The sequence below is a fragment of the Azospirillum formosense genome (assembly GCF_040500525.1).
Taxonomy (GTDB): Bacteria; Pseudomonadota; Alphaproteobacteria; order Azospirillales; family Azospirillaceae; genus Azospirillum; species Azospirillum formosense_A.
Genome location: NZ_CP159402.1, coordinates 664,927 through 688,267 on the forward strand (window position 1 = coordinate 664,927; position 23,341 = coordinate 688,267).

15 protein-coding genes and 1 tRNA gene are annotated in these 23,341 nt (G+C 71.4%); 9 read left to right on the forward strand and 7 right to left on the reverse strand.

Going from position 1 to position 23,341, the window contains the following annotated elements; genetic code table 11:
• Positions 1-9 precede the first annotated feature (9 nt).
• The 6 genes from ABVN73_RS03150 (at position 10) to ABVN73_RS03175 (ending at position 5,708) form a co-directional block, all read left to right on the forward strand.
• Positions 10-1,122 (forward strand): cysteine desulfurase family protein, encoded by a 1,113-nt coding sequence (locus ABVN73_RS03150; protein ID WP_353858890.1) that lies wholly within the window; start codon positions 10-12, stop codon positions 1,120-1,122.
• Positions 1,123-1,263: 141 nt separating this feature from the next.
• Positions 1,264-1,929, forward strand: a complete 666-nt coding sequence (gene hscB, locus ABVN73_RS03155) for a Fe-S protein assembly co-chaperone HscB (protein WP_353858891.1) — start codon at positions 1,264-1,266, stop codon at positions 1,927-1,929.
• Positions 1,930-1,974: 45 nt separating this feature from the next.
• Complete coding sequence (locus ABVN73_RS03160) at positions 1,975-2,304, forward strand: ferredoxin family 2Fe-2S iron-sulfur cluster binding protein (RefSeq protein WP_145679071.1); 330 nt, start codon at positions 1,975-1,977, stop codon at positions 2,302-2,304.
• A 138-nt stretch (positions 2,305-2,442) separates the two neighbouring features.
• Entirely contained in the window at positions 2,443-3,576 is a 1,134-nt protein-coding gene (gene mnmA / locus ABVN73_RS03165) for a tRNA 2-thiouridine(34) synthase MnmA (RefSeq protein WP_353858892.1), read from the forward strand.
• Between the two features lie 131 nt (positions 3,577-3,707).
• Positions 3,708-3,782 (forward strand) — tRNA-Met (locus ABVN73_RS03170).
• Between the two features lie 267 nt (positions 3,783-4,049).
• Positions 4,050-5,708, forward strand: a complete 1,659-nt coding sequence (locus ABVN73_RS03175) for a tetratricopeptide repeat-containing glycosyltransferase family protein (protein ID WP_353858893.1) — start codon at positions 4,050-4,052, stop codon at positions 5,706-5,708.
• On the opposite strand, the gene ABVN73_RS03180 is transcribed toward ABVN73_RS03175, so the two are convergent.
• The 6 genes from ABVN73_RS03180 to ABVN73_RS03205 all read right to left on the reverse strand — a co-directional run bounded on the left by ABVN73_RS03180 (position 5,654) and on the right by ABVN73_RS03205 (position 11,249).
• On the reverse strand, positions 5,654-6,991 hold the full coding sequence (locus ABVN73_RS03180; RefSeq protein ID WP_353858894.1) for an HlyD family type I secretion periplasmic adaptor subunit: 1,338 nt from the start codon (positions 6,989-6,991) through the stop codon (positions 5,654-5,656). The two genes, ABVN73_RS03175 and ABVN73_RS03180, sit on opposite strands and share 55 nt — an antisense overlap.
• 14 nt (positions 6,992-7,005) lie before the next feature.
• Positions 7,006-8,751, reverse strand: coding sequence for a type I secretion system permease/ATPase (locus ABVN73_RS03185; protein WP_353858895.1), 1,746 nt, complete (start codon positions 8,749-8,751; stop codon positions 7,006-7,008).
• Positions 8,752-8,833: 82 nt separating this feature from the next.
• Positions 8,834-9,463, reverse strand: coding sequence for a calcium-binding protein (locus tag ABVN73_RS03190; protein ID WP_353858896.1), 630 nt, complete (start codon positions 9,461-9,463; stop codon positions 8,834-8,836).
• A 177-nt stretch (positions 9,464-9,640) separates the two neighbouring features.
• Positions 9,641-9,985, reverse strand: coding sequence for an Atu4866 domain-containing protein (locus ABVN73_RS03195; RefSeq protein ID WP_353858897.1), 345 nt, complete (start codon positions 9,983-9,985; stop codon positions 9,641-9,643).
• Complete coding sequence (locus ABVN73_RS03200) at positions 9,982-10,494, reverse strand: carboxymuconolactone decarboxylase family protein (RefSeq protein WP_353858898.1); 513 nt, start codon at positions 10,492-10,494, stop codon at positions 9,982-9,984. The genes ABVN73_RS03195 and ABVN73_RS03200 overlap by 4 nt, the downstream gene beginning before the upstream one ends.
• Positions 10,495-10,517: 23 nt before the next feature.
• Entirely contained in the window at positions 10,518-11,249 is a 732-nt protein-coding gene (locus ABVN73_RS03205; protein ID WP_353858899.1) for an SDR family oxidoreductase, read from the reverse strand.
• 107 nt (positions 11,250-11,356) lie between these two features.
• Here ABVN73_RS03205 and ABVN73_RS03210 point away from each other — a divergent pair, with 107 nt between their 5' ends.
• From ABVN73_RS03210 to ABVN73_RS03220, 3 genes are all read left to right on the forward strand, one after another.
• Complete coding sequence (locus ABVN73_RS03210) at positions 11,357-12,265, forward strand: LysR family transcriptional regulator (RefSeq protein ID WP_353858900.1); 909 nt, start codon at positions 11,357-11,359, stop codon at positions 12,263-12,265.
• A 124-nt stretch (positions 12,266-12,389) separates the two neighbouring features.
• Positions 12,390-12,749 carry an IS630 transposase-related protein gene (locus ABVN73_RS03215; RefSeq protein ID WP_353857512.1) on the forward strand — a complete coding sequence of 120 codons (360 nt, stop codon included), beginning with the start codon at positions 12,390-12,392 and terminating at the stop codon, positions 12,747-12,749.
• Positions 12,701-13,354 carry an IS630 family transposase gene (locus tag ABVN73_RS03220; protein WP_353857768.1) on the forward strand — a complete coding sequence of 218 codons (654 nt, stop codon included), beginning with the start codon at positions 12,701-12,703 and terminating at the stop codon, positions 13,352-13,354. The genes ABVN73_RS03215 and ABVN73_RS03220 overlap by 49 nt, the downstream gene beginning before the upstream one ends.
• Positions 13,355-13,420: 66 nt before the next feature.
• Here ABVN73_RS03220 and ABVN73_RS03225 read toward each other — a convergent pair whose 3' ends face one another.
• Positions 13,421-23,308, reverse strand: a complete 9,888-nt coding sequence (locus ABVN73_RS03225) for an Ig-like domain-containing protein (RefSeq protein ID WP_353858901.1) — start codon at positions 23,306-23,308, stop codon at positions 13,421-13,423.
• Between the last annotated feature and the right edge of the window lie 33 nt (positions 23,309-23,341).

Sequence of the window (23,341 nt, forward strand, 5' to 3'; positions counted from 1 at the left end):
CTCGACCCGATGACCCGCGTCTACCTCGACCACAACGCCTCGGCGCCCCTGAAGCCGGCGGTGAAGGCGGCGATGGTCCAGGCCATGGATCTCGCCGGCAACCCGTCGTCGGTGCACGGCTTCGGCCGCACGGTCCGCCGCGCGGTGGAGGAGGCGCGCGCCCAAGTCGCCGCCCTGGCCGGGGTGCGGCCGGCCCAGGTCTTCTTCACCGGCAGCGGCACGGAAGCCAACAATCTGGCGCTGCGCGGCTTTCCCGGCCGGGCGGTGGTCACGTCGGCCATCGAGCATGATTCGGTGCTGGAGGCGGTTCCCGGCGCCGCCCGCATTCCGGTGGACCGCCACGGCGTCGCCGACCTCGCCGCGCTCGACCGCAGGCTCGCCGACGGACAGGGACCCGCGCTGGTCTCCCTGATGCTCGCCAACAACGAGACCGGCGTGATCCAGCCGGTGGCCGAGGCGGCGCGGATCGCCCACGCGCACGGCGCGCTGGTCCATTGCGACGCGGTGCAGGCCGCCGGCCGCCTGTCCCTCGACCTCGCGACGCTCGGCGCCGATCTGCTGACCCTGTCGGCCCACAAGATCGGCGGTCCCGCCGGCGTGGGCGCCCTGATCCTCGCCGACGGGCTGGAGCCGGAGGCGCTGATCCGCGGCGGCGGGCAGGAGAAGCGCCGCCGCGCCGGGACCGAGAACGTCGTCGGCATCGCCGGCTTCGGCGCCGCCGCCCGCCTGGCGCGGGAGGAGCTTCCCGACAGCGCCCGCCTGACCGCCCTGCGCGACGCGCTGGAAGCGCGGGCGCTCGCCGCCGTTCCGGCCGCGCGGGTGATGGGCGCCGGCGCGGCGCGGGTCGGCAACACCAGCAACCTGCTGCTGCCCGGCGTGGTGGGGGAGACGCAGGTGATGGCGCTGGACCTCGCCGGGGTGGCGGTCAGCGCCGGGTCGGCCTGCTCCAGCGGCAAGGTGAAGCCGTCGCACGTCCTGGCCGCCATGGGCGAGAGCGCGGGTGACGCCGCCTGCGCCATCCGCGTCAGCCTGGGCTGGGACAGCGACGACGCGGCGGTGGAGCGTTTCGCCGCCGCCTACGCCGCCATGGCCGCAAGGCTGGCGCGCGCCCCTGCGGCGTAATCGCCTCTCCATGACCTCCTCCTCCCGCGGCGGGCCGTGTAAGGTTGCGCGGCGCCCCGCTTCTGGGTATCACCCGGCCGAAGGAACGGCGATCCGCCGGCCTCGCGGTCGACCTGTGCAGCGTTTCAACGGACGGCAAGCATGACGACATCCGATTCCGGCCCGCCGCAGTCTTCCGGGGGCGGGGCTCCCAAGGGGATCGCCGGGACCATCGACGGCGATCTGGAGCCGTGCTGGCTGTGCGGCCGTTCGGTCGCGGCGCGCGCGATGTTCTGCCATTCCTGCGGGGCGGTGCAGGCGCCGCGCCCGCTCGACCATTTCACCCGGCTGGGTCTGGAGCGCCGCTTCGACATCGAGCCGGAGGCTCTGGCCCGCCAGCACGCCGGCTTCTCCCGCGCCATGGACCCGGAGCGCTTCGCGGCGCGCGGCGCGCGGCAGCAGGCCAACGCCCGCGCCCAGGCCGAGGCGCTGGGCGACGCCTATGAGACGCTGCGCGATCCGGTGCGCCGCGCCCGCTATCTGCTGGAGCTGCTGAACGCCCCCGCCGCCGTCCTGTCCGCCGAGGAGGACGAGGAGGTGACGGCGCTCGCCGACCGGCTGGACGGCGCCCCGGACGCGACCGCGGTCGACCGGCTGGCCCAGGACGTCGGGCAACGCGTGGAAAGTTGCATCAAGTATCTTGCCATTGCCTTCCGCAACGGGCAGACCGACAACGCCGCGCGCATCCTCGCGCGGCTGGAGCGGTTGGAGGCGCTGGCGGCCGAATCCCGGACGCGGCGTTCCGGCCTCGCCCCGAAGTCACCCTAACCATTGCCACCGCACACCGACGCCTTTGTTCAGGAGAGCACCCCAATGCCCAAGATGACCTTCATCGAGCCGAACGGCACCCGCCACGAGGTGGACGCCCCGCTCGGCCTGTCCGTGCTCGAGGTCGCGCACAAGCACGGCCTGGACCTGGAAGGCGCCTGCGAGGGCTCGCTCGCCTGCTCGACCTGCCACGTCATCGTGGAGCCGGAGTGGTTCGACGTGCTGAACGAGGCCTCGGAGGACGAGGAGGACATGCTCGACCTCGCCTTCGGCCTGACCAAGACCTCGCGCCTGGGCTGCCAGATCATCGTCAGCGAGGAGCTGGACGGCCTGACCGTGCGCCTGCCCGGCGGCACCAACAACGCCATGCGCTGACCCGCCGCCGCGGCGCCTTGCGGGGCCGCCGCGGTCCGCACCCGCCACCGGGAAACCGGCGCGCCGACCCGTTCGCGGGGCCGGGGCGCCCCGGTTCTCCGGTGGTGATTTTTTTGGAACCGGCCCATATAGGGCGCCATGACCTCCTACGCCAATTCCCTCGGCTTCGCCAAGCGTCCCCAGGACACCCGCGTGGTCGTCGCCATGTCCGGCGGCGTCGATTCCTCCGTCACCGCCGCCGTCCTGCGGGAGGAGGGCTACGACGTGGTCGGCATCACGCTCCAGCTCTACGACCACGGCATCGCCCTGCAGAAGCCGGGCGCCTGCTGCGCCGGGCAGGACATCTACGACGCCCGTCAGGTGGCCGACCGCATCGGCATCCCGCATTATGTGCTGGATTACGAGGGCAAGTTCTCCCAGGACGTGATCGACGACTTCGCCGACACCTACCTGCGTGGCGAGACGCCGATCCCTTGCGTGCGCTGCAACCAGCGGGTCAAGTTCCGCGACCTGCTGAACACCGCCCGCGATCTCGGCGCCGACGCGCTGGCGACCGGCCACTACGTGCGCCGCGTCCAGGGCGAGGCGGGGGCGGAGCTGCACCGCGCCATCGATCCGGGCCGCGACCAGAGCTATTTCCTGTTCGCCACGACGCGCGAGCAGCTGGAGTTCCTGCGTTTCCCGCTGGGCGGCCTGACCAAGCCGGAGACCCGCGCCCTGGCCGAGCGCCACGGGCTGGAGGTGGCGGCCAAGCCGGACAGCCAGGACATCTGCTTCGTTCCCAACGGCTCCTATGCCGACGTGGTGGCGAAGCTGCGCCCCGGCTCAGTCGAGCCCGGCGACATCGTCCATGTCGACGGGCGCGTGCTGGGCCGCCACCGCGGCGTGGTCCATTACACGGTGGGCCAGCGCAAGGGGCTGGGCATCGGCGGCATCCGGGGCGAGGAGGAGCCGCTGTTCGTCGTGCGGCTGGAGCCCGGCCAGCGCCGCGTCGTCGTCGGCCCGCGCCGGGATCTGGCGCGCCGCGTGGTGACGATCCGCGAGGTCAACTGGCTCGGCCCCGCCCTGGCCCCCGGCGAGGGGCTGGAGGTCGAGGTGAAGCTCCGCTCCGCCCAGCCGGCGGCCGCGGCGGTGTGGCGGCTGGGTGCGGACGGCACGGCGCAGGCCGAACTGCATGAGCCGCAATACGGCGTGGCTCCCGGCCAAGCCTGCGTCGTCTACCAGGGCGACCGGGTGCTGGGCGGCGGCTGGATCGCCGGAACGGGGACCTGACGAAAACTTCGCAAAAAGTGAAATTTCAGCGTTGACACCCCGGTCCCCCTGGAATACATAAGCGGCCCCGGCACGAACCGCGGCGGCCAACACCGAAACGGACCGCGCTGGGACATGATGGTAAGCACGATGGCAGCGTAGCTCAGTGGTAGAGCAGGGGAATCATAATCCCTTGGTCGGGGGTTCAAATCCCTCCGCTGCTACCATCACAAAAAGTCAGTCAATCCAACGGATTGGCTGGCTTTTTTATTTCCGCTCCATGCTCCATGAGTGCCGTTAGACCCGCGGTTAGACAGGTCAGGCACCGCAGCTGTTCCGCGCGTGTTGGAACCGACGGCAGGGACCTCGAAGCAGCGTGGTCGGAAGGACGTGCGCGAACATGTCGCGCCGGTTGGCAGGCGACGTTCGGATAGGGTCGGCACGCGTGCACACGCTGCCACCGCCTTTCGAAAATCGAGACCCTTCATCCCATCATGGGCGCCAAGACGAACCTGCAAGCCGCGTTGGCGAAGCATATGGCCGGGGATCTGCGTGGCGCCGAGGCGCTGTACCGGGACATGATCCGCCGCCATCCCCGCGCTCCCGAGACGCGGCACGCCCATGGCAACCTTGGCGCCATCCATTTGGTCGAAGGGCGTCTGGAGCAAGCGGAACAAAGCCTGCGCGCGGCCTTGCGGCTTGCGCCCAACGACCCAGGCGTGCTCGGCAACCTCGGGCTCGCGCTTCGTGGGCTTGGTCGTCTCGACGAGGCGGTGTCGTGTCATCGCAAGGCGCTCGACGGCGCCCCGACCTCCGCCAACGCGCTCAACAATCTGGGCGTGTCGTTGACGGAGCGTGGCGATACGGAAGAGGCGGTCGCTTGCTTCGAGCGGCTTCTCGGGCTGACGCCGGGCGCCCCGGATGCCCTGTTCAATCTTGGCGTCGTGTTCGAGCGGGCGAACCGGCTCGAGGAGGCCGCCCGTCACTATAGAAAGGTTCTGGACCGGGCGCCGGGGCACATGGGCGCGTTGAACAACCTGGGCAACACGCTGGGTGAACTGGGTGCCGTGGACGAGGCGCTGGATTGTTACGGTCGCGCGCTGTCCATCGATCCGGAGAGCGCCGACGCCCATTGGAATCGCGCGCTGACGCGGTTGCTGCTCGGCGATTTCGCAAACGGATGGCGTGAGTTCGAATGGCGCTGGAGAGCGCCGGTCATGCAAGGCCAGCGTCGCCGGTTCGACCAGCCGGTGTGGGATGGTGGTGGGCCGCTGACCGGCCGGACCATCCTTCTGCACGCCGAACAGGGGCTGGGCGACACGCTTCAGTTCCTGCGCTTCGTGCCCTTGCTGCGGGGCTCGGGAGCGACACGCGTCCTGCTGGAGGTCCAGCCGCCTCTTCTTTCCCTGTTGCGGGCGTCTCCGGCCGTCGAGGGCGTGGAGGTGATCCCACGTTCCCCCGACTTTCCAGGCGGGAGCAATCTGCCACCCTTCGACCTGCACGCGCCGTTGATGAGCCTGCCGTTGCTGCTGAACCGCAGCCATCCCGCAGCGCCGGACACCCCGTTGCTGCGCGCGTCGGAGGCCGCCACCCGCATCTGGACGGACCGCCTGACCGCCGCTGCGCCGAGCGCCCGGATCCGTTGCGGCCTCGTGTGGGCCGGGCGGCGCGAGCACGCCAACGACCGCCGCCGCTCCCTTCCCCTTGCCGCCCTCGCCCCGCTCCGGGAGGTGGCCGGAATTCAGTGGGTGTCCCTGCAGGTCGGCCCGGCGGTGGCTGATCTGGCCTGCTGGTCCGACGCTCCCTTCGACGCGTCGCCCTTCCTGACCGATTTCGCGGCGACGGCGGCGGCACTGGAGTCGCTTGACCTCGTCGTCACCGTCGACACCGCCGTGGCGCACCTGGCCGCCAGCCTGGGCCGGCCGACCTGGGTGCTGCTGCCTTTTGCGCCGGACTGGCGTTGGATGCTCGGACGCGCGGACAGCCCGTGGTACCCGACGGCCCGCCTGTTCCGTCAAAGCCGCGTGGGCGATTGGTCGGGCCCGGTGTCCGAAGTCGCCGTGGCGTTGCGACGACTGGCCGATGGGCGGAGCGTCCCTCAATCCTCCGTCAGCGCGTGCGCCATGGCGTCCTGCAACGGCGCCAGCACATAATCGATGGCCCGCCGCTGGCCCGTCGCGATCAGCACATCGGCGGGCATGCCGGGATGCAGGGCCGCCGGGCCGAGGCGCTCCAGCGTGCCGGGCAGGGGGCGGACGCGGGCCACGAAGTAGGGGGCGTGGGTCGTCGGGTCGGTCAGGCGGTCGGCGGAGACATCGACAACGGTGGCGTCGATCGACGGGGTGCGGCGCGGCTTGAAGGCGCTGAGGCGGACCTGCGCGGTCTGGCCGGCCTTCACCACGTCGATGTCCAGCGGATCGATGCGCGCCTCGATGGTCGGCGGGCCGCTGTCCGGAACGATGTCCATCAGCGGCTCGCCCGGCTTCACCACGCCGCCCACCGTGAAGACGGTCAGCCCGACCACGCGGCCCGGAACCGGTGCGCGGATCTCCGTGCGCTCCACCGCGTCGCGAGCCGCCTTCAGGCGGGCGGCGGTCTGGTCCAGGGCGTTCTGCGCCTCCTCCATCTCGGCGGCGATGTCGGAGCGGCGGGCCGTCTCCTTGGCGTGGAGCTGGGTGTCGGCGACCGTCACCGCCTGCTCGGCCAGCAAGGCGCGGGCGCGGGATTGGTCGCGGGTGCCGGCGAGGTCGGCCATGGCGCGCTTCAGCGACAGGACCCGCAGCTTGCGTTCCAGGCCTTTGTTGAAGAGGTCGAGAACGCCGGCCAGTTCCTCTTCGATGTAGACGATCTGCTCGGCCGCCGCGCGCTCCTGGGCGCGGTGGGCGGTCACCTCGCGTTCGGCCTGGAGGCGCTGCTCGCGCAGCACCGCCATGTCGCCGTCGTGGCGGGTCCAGCGGGCGGCGAACAATTGCTGCTGCACGGCCAGGGCCCGCCGGGCGGCGGGGGCGCCGTCCACCAGCTCCGCCGGGACGGAGAAGGCGCGCTGCCCGGCGTATTCGGCGCGCAGCCGGGCCATGCGGACCAGGGCGGCGGCCTGCTCGGTCGTCAGCTCCTCCAGGGTGGCGCGGCTCTGCGTCCCTTCCAGGCGGAGCAGGGTCTGGCCGGCGGCCACCGTGTCGCCGTCGCGCACCGCCAGTTCGGCGACGATGCCGCCCTCCAGATGCTGGATGGTCTTGCGGTTGCCGTCCACCACCACCGTGCCCGGCGCGTGGGCGGCGCTGTCCAGCGGGGCCAGGAAGCCCCAGCCGAGCCCGGCGCCCAACGCCAGGGCGATCACCGCGCAGCCCGCCCGCACGGCCCCGCCGATGGAGGGCGCGGCGCCGCGCGGCTCCGCCGGGATGGCGCCTCGGTCCAGCAGCGTGTCGGTCGTCGTCATCGTGAACTCTCCAGTCAAGGGGTGGCGGCAGCGGCAACCGGCTGCGGGGTGGCGGCGCCACTGGGGGTCCCCAGCCGCCGGACCATTTCGGCCCGCGTCGCGGTCTGGTCGATCAGGCCGTCGCGCAGCACGACGATGCGGTCCACCGCGTCGAGGACGCAGCGGCGGTGGGCGATCACCACCACCGCGGCGCCCCCGGCCTTGGCCTCGGCGATGGCGCGCAGCAGCGCCGCCTCGCCGGCCTGATCGAGGTTCGCGTTGGGCTCGTCGAGAACGAGCAGGCGGGGCTCGCCGTAGAGGGCGCGGGCGAGCGCGATGCGCTGCCTCTGACCGCCGGACAGCCGGGCGCCGCCCTCGCCGATCGCCGTTTGGTAACCGTCGGGGAGGCGGCCGATCATCTCGTGCACGCCGGCCCGCCGCGCCGCCTCGGTGACCAGCGCCGGGTCGGGCTCGCCCAGCCGGGCGATGGCGTCCTCCACGGTGTCGCCGAGCAGGCCGACGCCCTGCGGCAGATAGCCGACGTGCCGGCCGCAGTCGTCGCGGTGCCAGCGCCACACATTGTGGCCGTCGAGATAGACGCCGCCCTGGGTCGGCTCCAGCACGCCGACCAGCAGCCGGGCCAGCGTGGATTTGCCCGCCGCCGAGGGGCCGACGATGCCGACCGCCTCGCCCGGCTCCACCGAGAAGGAGAGGCCGCGCAGCGTCGGGCGGTCCGATCCCGGCGGGACGTAGGTCACGCGGTCCAGCAACAGGTGACCGCGGGGGCGGGGCAGGGGGACGCCCGGCGCGGGAGGCGCGTCCGCCGTGAACAGGCCGCGCAGGCGTCGCAGGCTCTCGCGGGCCGAGGACCAGTTGCGCCAGGAGTCGATCAATTGCTCGAAGGGGGCCAGCGCCCGGCCCATCAGGATGGAGGCGGCCAGCATGCTGCCCGGCGACACCTGCCGCTCCAGCACCAGCATCGTGCCGGCGGCGAGGATCGCCACCTGGGCGGTCATCCGGCAGACCTTGGCGAGCGAGGCGACGGCCTGGGCCCGTCCGGCCGTTTGGTTGACCAGATGCAGGTGATCGTCCTGGACCGCCTGCCAGCGGCGGCGCAGCGTGCCCATCATGCCCATGGCGGCGACGGCCTCCACTCCAAGGGACGCCGCCTCGACCTCGGCGCCGTGGCGGCACAGGGCGCGGTTGGCCTCGGCGGCACCCGGCATGGTCAGCACGCGGCCGAGCAGGCTCACCCCAACCAGACAGAGGATGCTGCCGCCGCAGACAAGGCCGTAGAGCGGGTGGATCAGCGTCAGGAACAGCAGGAAGACGAGGCTGAGCGCGGCGTCGAGCGGTGCCATGAGGCTCGGCCCGGACAGGAACTGGCGAAGCTCGTTCACGTCGCGCAGCACCTGGGCCGGGCGGCTGGCGCCGCCGCGCAGCAGGCCGCCCATCGACGCCTCCAGCGCGTCCATGGTCAGGCTGCGCGCCGCCAGATGGCCCATGGCCTGGGTCAGCCGTCCGCGGATCGCCTCGACCAGCCCGAACACGGCGAAGCAGCCCAGCGCCAGCAGCGACAGGGCGACCAGTGTCTCCACGCTGCGGCTGCCCAGCACGCGGTCGTAGACCTGCATCGTGTAGAGCGGCATCGCCAGCTGGATCAGGGCGAGAAAGACGCTGAACCCGCCCGCGGCGGCGAGGCCGGTCGCGATGCGCCGGCGGATCGCGCGCAACGACGGCGGGCTGGCGGATGGGCTGCGGCGGGTTTCCCGTGCGGCCATGGGAAGGGCGCTCCTGTCGTCTGAGGGAAGGGAAAGGGGCGCGCCGGGAAGGACGGCGCGCCCGGGACCTCGGTCAGGCGGATCAGTAGAAGGAGATGTCGCCCATCGGGTTGTCGCCCTTCACGATCAGATCGTGGAAGCCGGTGTCATTCGCCGCGTTCCACGTGACGACGTAGTAGCCGTCCTTCTGCCAGATGCTGTATTGGCCGTCGGCGGGGGCGCTGGTCGCGCCGGCGTAGCTGTAGCTGCCCTTCAGCCAGATCTGGTCCTCGTCCTTGAAGTCGGTGATGGTGTCGGCCTTGCCGGCGTAGATGTCGCCGCTGTCCTTCGTCTCGAAGAAGAACCAGTCGGCCCCGGCGCCGCCGGTCATCTGGTCCTTGCCCGTGCCGCCGTAGAGGTCGTCGAAGGTGTCGCCGCCGCTCAGCGTGTCGTCGCCGTCGCCGCCGTAGAGCTTGTCGTACCCGCTTTCGCCGTAGAGCTGGTCGTTGCCGGTGCCGCCATAGAGCGTGTCGGTGCCGTTGTAGCCCATCAGCAGGTCGTTGCCCGACTCGCCGTAGAGCACGTCGTTGCCGTTCCAGCCGTCCAGCGTGTCGTTGCCGGACCAGCCGAGGATGGTGTCGTTGCCGTCATAACCCTGCACGTAGTCATTGCTGACGCCGTACTTGATCATGTCGAGATAGTCGGCGTTGTTGGTGCCATAGACGTTTGCCATTGATGCGTTTCCTTCGGATCAGGGGATTGTGCCGTGCAGGGGGAGGCATTTTCTTCGGCGTTCCTTTTGCCGGTTCGTTCCGAAGACCTCGCCCTTGCACAGCCATTCTTCCCGGATCGGGCATCCGGCACTGTTGTCCACTTCACAGTTTTGCACAGGAGAGAAAAGGTGCGGCGGTCAGCGCCGCCGGTGCAGGATCATCCCGCCATGGTGCAGCACCCCGTCGATGAAGTCGCCGTCGGCGGTGAAGCCGGTGTCGTCCCAATAGTCGATGTGGTCGCCGGTGACCCGGTAGCGGCCCTGGTAGGCCTTCTCCCGGCTGCCCCGCGCCTCCACGTAGCGGTTGTTGGCGAGAAGCTCGTGGCGGACGCGGCCGTCCTCCGTCACCCACAGGCCGACATAGGGATGGTCCGCTTGCTCAACCCCAGGCGGGTCGGCGGTTTGGGCCGAGGCCCTGCGGTCGGGCAGGGCCTCGGCTCCGGAGGCGAGCAAAGCGGCGGTCAAGGCGACGGCGCGTTTCATGGCGTGCCTCCTTCCGCCGCGGGACGGCGTTCGGCGAACAGCTCCGACAGGGTGCGCGCGGCGGTGATCGCGCGGGGGAAGCCGGCCGGGACCGTCACCATGTAGACGATCTCCTTCAACTCGTCCTCGGAGACGCCGGCGTTGAGCGCGTAGCCGGCGTGGATCTTCATGAAGGCCGGCTCGCCGATGGCGGCGAAGGCGGCGACCGCGGCCAGCTGGCGGGTCCGCGTGTCCAGCCCCGGCCGGGACCAGACGTCGCCCAGCGCGTAGGCCTCGGTGGCCTCCGCCAGGAAGGGGAACTCCTCGCGCATCCGTTCCAGGGTGGGCTGGGGCTGGCCGTTGTTCAGGCTGCGGACCACATCGCCGCCGCGCTTGGCGCGCTCCTCGGTGGTCGGGGCGCTGGCCAGGGCCGCGGCGGGCATCGCCGGAACGGCGGCGAGCAGCCCCGCCGCGACGAGGGTGCGCAGGCGCGCGGGTGGACGGGTGAGGGTGTCGGTGCCGTGGGTCATGCTCGTCCTCCTCGATTGTGGGCTCAATGGCTGGCCGTGGGACGGACCACGATCTCGTTGGTGTCCACGTCGTCCGGCTGCTCGATGGCGTGCAGGATCGCCCGCCCGATGGCGTCCGGCTTGATGGAGACGGCGCGGTAGCTGCGCATCAGCTCCTCGGCCTCCGGGTCGGTGATGGTGTGGGCCAGCTCCGATTCCACGACGCCGGGGCAGACGCAGGTGACGCGCAGCCGCTCGTTCTCCTGGCGCAGCCCGTCGGAGATGGCCCGCACCGCGTATTTCGTCGCGCAGTAGACGGCGGCGGTCGGCGACACGGCGAGCGCCCCGATGGAGGCGATGTTGATGATCTGGCCGAAGCCCTGGCCGTTCATGATCGGCAGCACCGCGGCGATGCCGTAGAGGACGCCGCGGATGTTCACGTCGATCATGCGGTCCCACTCCTCGACCTTCAGCGAGGCCATGGGGGACAGCGGCATGACCCCGGCGTTGTTGACCAGCACGTCGATGCGTCCGAAGCGCTCCTGGGCGAAGGCGGCGAAGGCGGCCATGTCCTCGCGGTCCGTCACGTCCAGCGCGCGGACCTCCGCGGTGCCCCCGCCGGCCCGGATGTCGGCGGCGAGCGCCTCCAGCCGGTCGGTCCGGCGGGCGCCGAGCACCAGCTTCGCCCCGGCGGCGCCCAGGACGCGGGCGGTGCCCTCGCCGATGCCGCTGGAGGCGCCGGTGATGAGGATCGTCTTGTCGGTGATCGCGGTCATGGTCTGCTCCTCTCCGTCGATTGTTGCGGTGACGGAGAAAAGCTATGGCCGGCCGGTGGAATGTTCGAGTTGCCAATCATGAACGGGCTGGTTAGCATTCCTAACCAATGAACGATCCCTTCGAAGGCATGGCGGCGTTTCTGGCGGTGGCCGAGACGCTCAATTTCCGCCGCGCGTCCGAGCGTCTCGGCGTCACCCGCTCCGCCGTCAGCCAGGCGGTCCGCCGGCTGGAGGACCGCATCGGCGTGCCGCTGCTCCAGAGGACGACGCGCAGCGTCCGGCTGACCGACGCGGGCGCGCATCTCCTCGCCGCAACGCGCCCGGCGCTGGCGGAGGTCGGCACGGCGCTGGAGAGCATCGCTTCGGCGCACGGCGCACCGTCCGGCACGCTGCGGCTGGCCGTGTCGTCCATCGCCGAGAGCATTCTGGAAGGGGAGGCGCTGGCCGGCTTCCTGGCCGCCCACCCGTCGGTCGGCGTCGACATCCTGGTGACGGACGAGGAGTTCGACATCGTGGCGGCGGGCTTCGACGCGGGCGTCCGGCTGGGCGAGGCCATCGAGCAGGACATGATCGCGGTCCCGGTCTCCGCCCCGCAGCGGCAGCTGGTCGTCGCCTCACCGGCCTATCTGGCAGGGGCCGGCCGTCCCGCCCATCCGCGCGATCTTCTCGCCCACCGCTGCATCGGCTGGCGTCCGGCGCCGGATGTGGCGCCCTACCGCTGGGAATTCACCGAGGACGGCCGCGACTTCGACATCGCGGTGAATCCGAGGGTCGCCACCAACGACATGGGGATGATGGTCCGGCTGGCCCTGGCCGGCGCCGGGCTCACCTGCGGCATGGAGGAGACCTTCCGGCCCCATCTGGAGCGCGGTGCGCTGGTGGCCGTTCTGGAGGATTTCTGCCCCCCTTTCGCCGGCTTCCACCTCTACTACCCGAGCCGCCGGACCGTGCCGCCGCGGTTGCGCGCCCTCATCGACCATCTGCGGGCGCGGAACGGCGGACGACCGAGCCCCTGACTGTCTTCTCCGGAAAGAAAAAGGCGGGTGCCGGGGCCCGCTAAAGCGGATTGTCGCTGAGTATAGACGGAATTTTGGCTGGCCTGAGCGGTTGGAGGAAGACACAGCTGAAGGACCGCGCGCCATGGGCCAGCCATATTCCTCCGATCTGCGCGAACGGGTTCTGCTGGCTTATGAGCGCCACGAGGGCGGCCCCGAGTTGCTGGCGCGGCGCTTCCAGATCAGCCGAGCCTGCGCGTACAACTGGGTGCGGGCCGCACGCCTTGAGGGGCGGCGGGTCGCCAAGCCGCATGCCGGCGGCGTACCAGCCAAACTGGACGCGGAGGGCGTGAGCGTGCTGCGGGCCTTGGTGCGGGAGGATAATGACGCGACACTGGCACAGTACCGCGACCGGTTGGCCGCACGCACCGGCATCGCGCTGAGCCCGGCGGTGGTGTGCCGCACCTTGAAGCGGCTGGGGTTGGCGCGCAAAAAAAGACGCTGAGGGCCAGCGAGCAAGAGCGCGCGGATATCGCCGCGGAACGCGCGGCCTACCGGGACGATGCGGTGGTCCATGAACCGGCGCGTTTGGTTTTCCTCGATGAAACCGGCATCAACACCCAGATGACGCCCACCCAGGCCCGGGCGCCGCGCGGCCAGCGGGCGCTCGGATCCGTGCCCTGTGGGTCGTGGCACCGCGTCACGGTGCTCGGGGCGTTGAGCGCCGAAGGCATGCTGGCCGCCATGAGCATCGAGGCGTCCACCTCCTCGGCCGTGTTTCTCGCCTTTGTCGAGCAGGTGCTCTTGCCCGTGCTTCGGCGCGACAAACCCGGCGCCGTGGTCGTGATGGACAACCTTTCCGCTCACAAGCGGGCCGATATCCTCGCCGCCTTTGAGACGGCGGGGATCCGTGTCCGCTTCCTCCCGCGCTACTCGCCCGACCTCTCGCCCATCGAGCCCGGCTGGGCCAAGCTCAAAGGAATCCTGCGCGCCAAGGAAGCCCGCACCGTCGAGGCCCTCAACGAGGAACTCGGCCCAGCCCTCAATGCGATCACCGCTACCGACGCCAAAGCGTGGTTTAAGCTATGCGGCTACCCGAATCTAAACTGAACCGAAATCCGCTTTAGGCCTCGGCACCCGCCGTTTACGGATGGCGCGGTGCGCTGTCGTCGCTGCTCAGGCGAACCAGGCGGCGACGTTTCCGGTCTGGCCGAGGATGGTGATGCGGTTGCCGGCGCCGAGGTCGAGGGTGGTGCTTCCGCCCTCGACCCGGGCCGAGCGGATCACCGCGCCGAGGTCGAGGCCGGCGTCGTAGAGCGCCAGCCGGTCGACCCCCGCCTGGAAGTCCATCACCACCGACCCGCCCGACGCCCGGCCGAAGGCGAAGACATCCGCCCCGGCGCCGCCCCACAGCGTGTCCGCCCCGCCGTCGGCGAACAGCAGGTCGTTGCCCGCCCCGCCGTGCAGCACGTCGTTGCCCGCCCCGCCGAACAGCGTGTCGTCGCCCTCCTCGCCGAACAGCGTGTCGTTGCCATCGCCGCCCAGCCCGAGGTCGTTGCCCGTGCCGAGCCCGATCAGGTCGTTGCCCGCCCCGCCCAGCGCCGTGTCGTTGCCCGCCCCGCCGCTCAGCGTGTCGTCGCCCTCGTCCCCCAGCAGCAGGTCGTCGCCCGCCTCGCCGAACAGCAGGTCGTCGCCCGTCCCGCCGCTCAGCGTGTCGTTGCCCGCCTCGCCGGTCAGCGTGTCGTTGCCCGCCTCGCCGAACAGCACGTCATTGCCCGTCCCGCCGAACAGCCGGTCGTTGCCCGTGCCGCCGCCGATCAGGTCGTTGCCCGCCCCGCCGACCAGCCAGTCGTCGTCCTCGCCGCCATGCACCAGGTCGTCGCCGTCGTCGCCGTACAGCGTGTCGTTGCCGCCGGCGCTGGTGATCGTGTCGTTGCCGCCGCCGCCGTGCAGGATGTCGTCGCCGGCCCCCAGATGCATGAACTGCTCGTGGTCGTCGCCGTAGACGATCTGCTCGCCGTCGCCGCCGACCAGCGTGGCGTTGCCGACCACCGCCGCGAACTCGACGTTGTCGAGCTGGATGGTCACCGGCCCGGCCACCGCCGCGGTGTTGAGCACCACCGCGGTCGGCGCCGTGCTGGTGGGGCCGGTGCCGCCCAGCGTGGAGCCGGTCACCCGGGTCTGCACCGCCTGGCCGGCGGCCACGCCGGGGGCGCTGAAGTCGATGGCGCGGACCAGCAGCTGGGCCTGGGTGGACAGCACCGAGAGGAAGCCCGAGCCGCCGCCGGTCAGGGTGCCGCGCGCGGTCGTGCCCGCGTCGGTGCGCGCCTCGATGGCGGCGATCAGCCCGCTCAGGCCGCTCAGCGCCTGGGCGGCGGTCTGCCGCTCGGCGCTGCCGGTGGCGGTCACCGCGACGCCGGTGGAGACGCTGACCGTCAGGGTGGTCTGGGTGGAGACCTGGCCGGTCTGGCGGTCGACCACCTGCTCGCGCACCACCGGGACGTCGGCGAGGTCGGGGTTGGCGGTGCTGCTGTCCTCGACGCGGGCGGCGTTGCTGGCCGCGATGGTCACGGTGGTGGTGCGCGAGCCGTCGCTGCCGGTGGTGACCGCGCCGCTGACGGTGGCGCCGTCGACGGTGGCGACCGCCGGCGGGGCGACGGGGGCGGGCTTGTCCACCGTGGCGGTGAGCTTCTGCGTCGTCGCGGTGAAGGGCGGCGAGGCGTTGCCCGCCGGGTCGCTCAGGCCCAGCGTGAGGGTCAGCGTGCCGTCGCCCAGGCCGGAGAGGTCGAGGCCGTCGACCCGCGCGGTCGGACCGGCCATCACGCCGCTGCCGGTGACCTGGCCGCCGCCCGCCGAGGTGATCGTCCAGGTGAAGGCGGCCCCGGCCTCGCCGCCACTGATGGTGAAGGCGGCGCCGGTCTGTTCGATGGCGTCGATGCTGTCGTCCTCGAACAGGACGGTGGCGGTCGGCGGGGTGGTGTCGACGACCAGCGACCGCGTGCCGGCCGGGGAGGTGTTGCCCGCCGCGTCGGTGGCGGTGACCGACACCGGGTTGGCGGCGTTGGCGGTGAGGCTGAGCGTGCCGGCGGCCGGGATGGCCGTGGCGAGGTTGAGGCTCCAGGCGCCGGCGCCGGTGGCGGTGGTCGTGTAGGTGGCGCCGCCCACCGTGACGGTCACCGTGCTGCCCGCCTCGGCGGTGCCGGTGAGGGTCGGGGTCGTGCTGTTGGTCAGCGCCGTGGTGACGGTCGGAGCGTCCGGCTTGGTGGTGTCGATGGTCAGGGTCTGGGTGCCCGGAGCCGAGACGTTGCCCGAGGCGTCGGTGGCGGTGGCCGAGACCGGGTTGGCGCCGTTGGGGTTGAGGGTCAGCACGCCGGCGGTCGGCGTCGCGGTGGCGAGGTCCACGCTCCACGTGCCGCCCGTCGCGGTGGTCGTGTAGGTGGCGCCGCCGACCGTGACGGTGACGGTGCTGCCCGCCTCGGCGATGCCGGTCAGGGTCGGGGTGGCGCTGTTGCTCAGCGCGGCGCTGGTGACGGTCGGGGCGTCAGGAAGCGTGGTGTCGACGACCAGCGACTGCGTGCCGGCCGGGGAGACGTTGCCCGCCGCATCGGTGGCGGTCGCCGAGATGGGGTTGGCGCCGTTGGTGTTGAGGCTCAGCGCGCCGGAGGCCGGCGTCGCCGTGGCGAGGTCGATGGACCAGTTTCCGCCCGTGGCGGTGGTGGTGTAGGTCGCCCCGCCCACCGTGACGGTGACGGTGCTGCCGGCCTCGGCCGTGCCGGTGAGGGTCGGCGTCGTGCTGTTGGTCAGCACAGCGCTGGTCACCGCCGGGGCGCCGGGGGGCGTCGTGTCGATGGTCAGCGTCTGGGTGCCTGGAGCCGAGACGTTGCCCGCGGCGTCGGTGGCGGTCGCCGCGATGGGGTTGGCGCCGTTGGGGTTGAGGGTCAGCACGCCGGCGGTCGGCGTCGCCGTGGACAGGTCCACGCTCCAGCTGCCGCCCGTCGCGGTGGTCGTGTAGGTGGCCCCGCCCACCGTGACGGTGACGGTGCTGCCCGCCTCGGCCGTGCCCGCAATGGTCGGGGTGGCGTTCTTGGTCAGCGCGGCGCTGGTCACCGCCGGCGCGTTGGGCAGCGTGGTGTCGATGGTCAGCGACTGCGTGCCGGCCGACGAGGTGTTGCCCGCCGCATCGGTGGCGGTGGCCGAGACCGGGTTGGCGCCGTTGGGGTTGAGGGTCAGCGCGCCGGCGGTCGGCGTCGCCGTGGACAGGTCCACGCTCCAGCTGCCGCCCGTTGCCGTGGTCGTGTAGGTCGCCCCGCCCACCGTGACGGTGACGGTGCTGCCGGCCTCGGCGGTGCCGGTCAGGGTCGGCGTCGTGCTGTTAGCCAGCGCCGTGGTGATGGTCGGCGCGGTCGGCGCGGTGGTGTCGATGGTCAGCGACTGCGTGCCCGCCGTGGAGACGTTGCCCGCCGCATCGGTGGCGGTCGCCGCGACCGGGTTGGCGCCGTTGGCGTTGAGGCTCAGCGCGCCGGAGGCCGGCGTCGCCGTGGCGAGGTCGATGGACCAGCTGCCGCCCGTCGCGGTGGTCGTGTAGGTGGCCCCGCCCACCGTGACGGTGACGGTGCTGCCCGCCTCGGCGGTGCCGGTGAGCGTCGGCGTCGTGCTGTTGGTCAGCACGGCGCTGGTCACCGCCGGTGCGTTGGGTGCGGTGGTGTCGATGGTCAGCGTCTGGGTGCCCGGAGCCGAGACGTTGCCCGCCGCGTCGGTGGCGGTCGCCGCGACCGGGTTGGCGCCGTTGGGGTTGAGGGTCAGCACGCCGGCGGTCGGCGTCGCCGTGGACAGGCCCACGCTCCAGCTGCCGCCCGTGGCGGTGGTCGTGTAGGTGGCCCCGCCCACCGTGACGGTGACGGTGCTGCCCGCCTCGGCCGTGCCCGCAATGGTCGGGGTGGCGCTGTTGGTCAGCGTGGCGCTGGTCACCGCCGGAGCGCCGGGCAGCGTGGTGTCGATGGTCAGCGACTGCGTGCCGGCCGACGAGGTGTTGCCCGCCGCGTCGGTGGCGGTGACCGAGACGGAGTTGGCGCCGTTGGCGTCGAGGACCAGCGCGCCGGAGGTCGGCGTCGCCGTGGCGAGGTTGATGGACCAGGTGCCGGTCGGCGACGCCGTGGTGGTGTAGGTGGCGCCACCCACCGTGACGGTCACCGTGCTGTAGGTCTCCGCGATGCCGGTGAGCGTCGGCGCCGTGCTGTTGGTCAGCGTCGCGCTGGTCACCGTCGGGGCGTTGGGCGCGGTGGTGTCGATGGTCAGCGTGTGCGTGCCGGCCGACGAGGTGTTGCCCGCCGCATCGGTGGCGGTCGCCGCCACCGGGTTGGCGCCGTTGGGGTTGAGGGTCAGCACGCCGGCGGTCGGCGTCGCCGTGGCGAGGTCGATGGACCAGCCGCCGCCCGTGGCGGTGGTCGTGTAGGTGGCGCCACCCACCGTGACGGTCACCGTGCTGTAGGTCTCCGCGATGCCGGTGAGCGTCGGCGCCGTGCTGTTGGTCAGCGTCGCGCTGGTCACCGTCGGGGCGTTGGGCGCGGTGGTGTCGATGGTCAGCGTCTGGGTGCCGGCCGGGGAGACGTTGCCCGCGGCGTCGGTGGCGGTCGCCGCGACGGCGTTGGTGCCGTTGGCGTCGAGGACCAGCGAGCCGGCGGTCGGGGTGGCCGTGGCGAGGTCGATGGACCAGCCGCCGCCCGTGGCGGTGGTCGTGTAGGTGGCGCCGCCCACCGTGACGGTGACGGTGCTGCCGGCCTCGGCGGTGCCGGTGAGGGTCGGGGCGGCGTTCTTGGTCAGCGCCGCGCTGGTCACCGCCGGCGCGCCGGGCGGCGTCGTGTCGATGGTCAGCGTCTGCGTGCCCGCCGTGGACGTGTTGTTGGACGCGTCCTTGGCGGTGACCGACACCGCATTGGCGCCGTTGGCGTTCAAGCTCAGCGCGCCGGCGGCCGGCGTCGCCGTGGCGAGGTCGATCGACCAGGCGCCGCCCGTGGCGGTGGTGGTGTAGGTCGCCCCGCCCACCGTGACGGTCACCGTGCTGCCCGCCTCGGCGGTGCCGGTCAGGACCGGGGTGGCGCTCTTGGTCAGCGCCGCGCTGGTGACCACCGGAGCGGCGGGCGGCGTCACGTCGGCGACGCTCACCACCGTGCCGATGCCGGAGATGGCCGCGCTGCCGGTGGCGCCGCCGCTGTCGGTCAGGCCGGCGATGGCCACCGTGCGGTCGCCCAGCGTCGCGGTGGCGCTGGTGTTCTTGTAGGTGACGCCGCCCAGCAGCGCGCTCATCTGCGCGTCGTCGCGCTCCAGGCCGCTGACGGTCACCCTGGCGACGCCGCCGACCACCGAGACGCTCACGCCGGCGTTGCCGCCCGCGACGCCGAGACCGCTCAGGGTGGCGGTGGCGCCGTGGACCAGGGCGACGTCGGTGCCGCCGATGGTCAGGACCTCGGTGGCGTCGACCACGCCGGCGACGGTGAACTCCGCGCCGCGGAAGCTCTGCCCGGCTTCCACGGTGGAGGCCGCCACGCCGCTGAACAAGCTGGTCGCGCTGTCCACCCCGACGCCGAAGGTCTTGGCTCCGCCGGTCGCGGTCAGGGTCGGCACGGCGTCGACGGCGATCGTCGCGGTGGCGCCGCCGGTGCTGAAGGCGTCGGCAGCGGTGTCGGCGGTGGCGCCGGGGGTGCCGCTGGTGCGGTCCCAGGCCTTGAAGGTGATGGCGCCGGTGTCGGTGTTGGCGAAGCCCGAGCCGCTCGGCACGAAGCGCACGCGGTCGGACCCGGCGAGCAGCAGCGCCGCGCCGTTGGACGAGGCGGTGGGGATGTCGGTCCAGGCGCCGGTGCCGACCTTGTACTGCCAGGTGCCGTTGGTGTTGGTCACGCCGGTGACGGCGATGCCCAGCGGGACGACGGTGACCATCGGGACGGGGCTGTCGTACTCGGCGTCGGTGGCGGTGCCGGCGGAGGCGAGCAGGGCGGTGACGGTGGTGCCGGTGTTGGCGGCGTCGGCGATGCCCTGGTCGATGGCGGCGAGGCTGCGGACGTGGTTGGAGAGGATCGGGCTGTCGTTGGCGCCGGTGAAGTTGAGGGTGAGCTGCTGGGAGACGGTGCGGTTGCCGTCGGAGACGGTGAAGGTGCTGGTGCCCTGCATCGGCCCGGCGGGGACGCCGTTGAGGAAGGCGGCGTCGAAGACGTAGGCGTAGTGGCCGGTCTGGCTGTTGACGTAGGCGGTGCCGCCCGGGCCGGTGGACCAGGTGTCGTAGGTGACGCCGTTGCCGAGCGTGACGCTGCCGTGCTGGACCGGGGAGGCCTGCGAGCCGGCGATGGAGAAGGTCAGCGTGCCGCCTTCCAGGTCGGTGGCGGCGAGCTGGCCGTCGATCAGCGGGAAGCTGTCGGCGGCGGCGGTGTCGACCAGCGTCGGCGGGGTGGCGGGGACGGCGAGGACCGGCGGGGCGTCGGTGTCGATGCGGTCGTTGGTCTGGCTGATCGGGGTGGTGTAGGGGGCGTTGGCGTTGCTGGCGCCGTCGACCAGGACGATGTTGACCGGGATGTCGTCGCCGGCGGCGCGATTGCCGGTGCGCAGGCCGTCGGCGGTGACGGTGAAGGTGGCGGTGTAGGTGCTGGCGCTGATCTTGGTCAGGTTGGCCAGCGCGAAGCCGCCCACCGTGCTGCCGCTGCCCAGCGTGTAGGTGTCGCTGTCCGCCGCCACGGTGATCGTCACCGTCACCGTGTCGCCGACCTGGACCGGCTGGTTCGGGATGCTCACGTTGGTGATCGACGGCGGCGTCGTGTCCGGGGTGCTGTTCGTCACCGACCGGTTGGTGACGCTGGCCGCGTCCGCCCCGCCGGTCGCGTTCTGGATCGCCGCCGCGTCGTTGCCGCTGGTGGGGTCGGTGTAGCTGACGGTGACCGTCTGCCCGTGCTGGACCGCCTGGGCCAGGGTCAGAGTGACCGTCTTGTTGACACTGTTCACGGCGACGCCGGAGACGGTGACCGTGCTGCCGCCGACCTTGACCTCGAAGGCGCCCGCCGTCGGGCCGTTCGCGGCGTCCAGCGCGGTGTCGTAGGTCAGGACCAGCGCGGTCCCGTCGACCGTGGCGCTTTGCAGGACCGGGGCGGGCGGGGCGAGCGTCACCATGACGGATCCGGACGAGAACGCCGCCATTGTAGGATTAGGCATCCCGTCCTGCGACGCGAAGATACTGATGGGGAAAACGCCGGTGGTGTCTGTTCCGGACGCCGTCACATCGAACGTCAGCGTCAGGGTGCCGACCGGGTAGATGCCGGTCAAAAGCGCGTTCGGTTGGTTGTCCAGCTTGAGATTTGCGATTGTCCAACCGGCGGGAGCGGCGACATCGAAGTAGACCGACGTGCCGATCAGTATGATCGCTGACGATATGTTGACCGTGAAGGAAACTTGGGTCGGGGTGCCGGCGATGAACGTGGCCGTCGGGTTGTCCGGCGTCACCGACACGGTTCCAAATGCGGAGTTCTGCGTGCCAAAGGACGCCGTGGCGACTTTGTTCACCTCGGTGGTGTTGTTGGCTGAGCCGCTGTCGGTGATGGACCGCAGGACGACCGGGCGTGTTTCGCTGAGACCCGGCCGATATTGAGCAAGGCTGCTGACCGTCGTCGATGTGGTCTTGTAGGCGATGCCGTCGACCAGCGTGTTCATCGCGCTGTTGCTCAGCGCCATGCCGCTGATCGCCACCGTCGCGACGCCGTTCACCAGCGTCACCGCGTAGTTGCCGCCGGTGAAGCTGCCCGAGCTTCCGTTGCTCAGCGCGATGTCGGTTCCGGCGATCGTCAGGAATTCGTTGCTGCCGGTTCCCGCGACATTGTGGACGGTCAGCACCATGCCGGTGAAGGTCTGCCCGCTGTCCATGGTGGAGGCGCTGACGGCATTGAACAGGTCGAAAATCGGGTTGCCCGCCACGACATAGGCGTAAGCGTCGACCGGCGTGAGCGCCAGCGTGGGCGGGGTGGTGTTCGGGTTGGGCGTGTCGTTGGTGACCGGCTGGGCGGTGATGGTCGCGGCGTCGATGCCGCCCCAGGCGGACTGGACGGCGTTGACGTCGTCACCCACGGTCGGGTCGGCATAGGAAACGGTGACCGCGTTGCCATGGGTGACCGCTTGGGCGAGCGTCAGCGTCACCGTCTTGTTCGCGCCGTCCACGGCGACGTTGCTGACCGTAACCGGGCTGCCGCCGGCCGTCACGGTGAAGGCGCCCGCCGCCGGCGGGTTGGCGGAGTCGAGCGCCACGTCGTAGGTCAGCACCAGCGACGCGCCGTTCACCGCGGCGCTCTGCAGGACCGGCGCCGGGGCCGCGACGACGACGGTGGACGAAACGCCGCTGAGGTTGGAGGTGTTGTTGCTGCTGCCGTCGTCGGTGACGTTGGTGATGGAGATGACGCGGTTGCCGGGCGTGACGATGCCGGTGAGGACATCGCCGGAATTGACGTAGGCGATGCCGTCGATCAGCGTCGCCAACTGGGTGTTGGTGAGGCTGAACCCGCTCAAGGTGACGGTCGCCGTGGTGCCGCTGTAGGAGGTGGAGAGCGTCGCCCCCGGAATCGTCGGCACGGTCACCCCGGTGGCGGGGGAGGTCAGGGACACCGGCATGATGCCGTCGAGGGACAGCCACTCGTCGTCAACGACGTTGGTGACCGTCAGGGTCACGCTGGTGAAGACCTGTCCGGTGTTGGTGCTGGCGGCCACCCCGGAAAACAGGTCCACCGGCGCCGCGTTCTGAGTGAAGGTCGGCGCGTTGCCCGTAGCGGTCACGGTGGGGGCGTTGAGCTGGACCGTGAAGCTGGTTCTGAAATCCGGAATGTCGACGCCGGCCTGGTTCTGGATGGCGGTGGTGCTGTCCACGGTGTCCCCGTCGTAATAACGGAGGGAGACGGCATCCCCATTCTGGAAGATGTAGCCGTTGCCGACCTCGACGGTGACGGTGCTCCCAACGACGGCGACGCTCGAAACGCTGTGGTAGACGCCGTTGATGCGAATCTGCCCCTGCGTTGTCGAGGACCCGAAGAACTGCTGGGTGGACGGGGGGTTGTTGGCGTCCAGCGCCTGATCGAAGGACAGGACGACCTTGTTTGTCCCGATTTGCGCGGACGAGGAGAGGAATGCCGGGGGGCGAGCGGACAGAACCGTGACCGAGACGTCCACCGAATGGGTGTCCAGGCCATAGGGCGCCTGGATGACGCCGGTCAGGTCGTCACCCGCCGGGTCCTCGTAGCGGAAGGCGATGGCGTCGTTCAGTTGGAACTGGTGGCCGACGGTGAGGGTCACGACGGAGTCGGACACCACGGCGCTGATCAGGGTGACCGCGTTGCCATTGATCAGGATGGAACCGGTGCCCGCGTTCAGGGTGCCGTCGGTCGCCACGAAGTGAGTCAGCAGCGGGTTGCTCGTGGCGTCCAGGCTGTCGTCGTACCTCATGGTGATGGTGTTTTCGCCGGTGTAGGCGACCGCGTCATCGAAGAACGGTGCCGCCAGCACCCCGCGATACTGCTCGATCCGCAGGGCTTCGGTCCGCAGCGTGCCCCGGGTCCAGCCGAGGGTCCAGTCGCCGCCCAGCTCCGCGGCGCCCGTCAGGGTCCGGGACGCCGCCATGGCCGCGCCGGTGATGTCGGCGAGCGCGTCGAGGAACGACCCGCCATGGCCGCTCGCCACGTTGCAGCCGTACAGCAGGATGTCGCCATCATCGCCGAGGCAGGCGCCGATGGCGGCCAGTTCCATCCCGCGTGCCGACAGAGCCGCCTCGTCCAGCCGGGCCGTGCCGAGCTGCAGCCCGCCTTCAAAGCCGTGGCACAGCACATGGAGCGCCCGCACGCCGTGACGCCCGCTCAACGCCTGTGCCATCGCCGCCACACCGTCGCGGCCTTCGCCGATCAGCACCGCTTCCACGCCGGGCGGAAGCCCGGTCTGAAGGTCCCGCCAACCGGCAAGGGCGGTGTCGATGACGGCAATTTCGGCTGCCGCGCGGGGGAAGCGACCAGAGGTGGTGACGTGCGTGGTGTCGGCGGCGGACGCTTCGGTCATGGCGGGCGTTTCCTGAGTGGGATGCAATCCGGA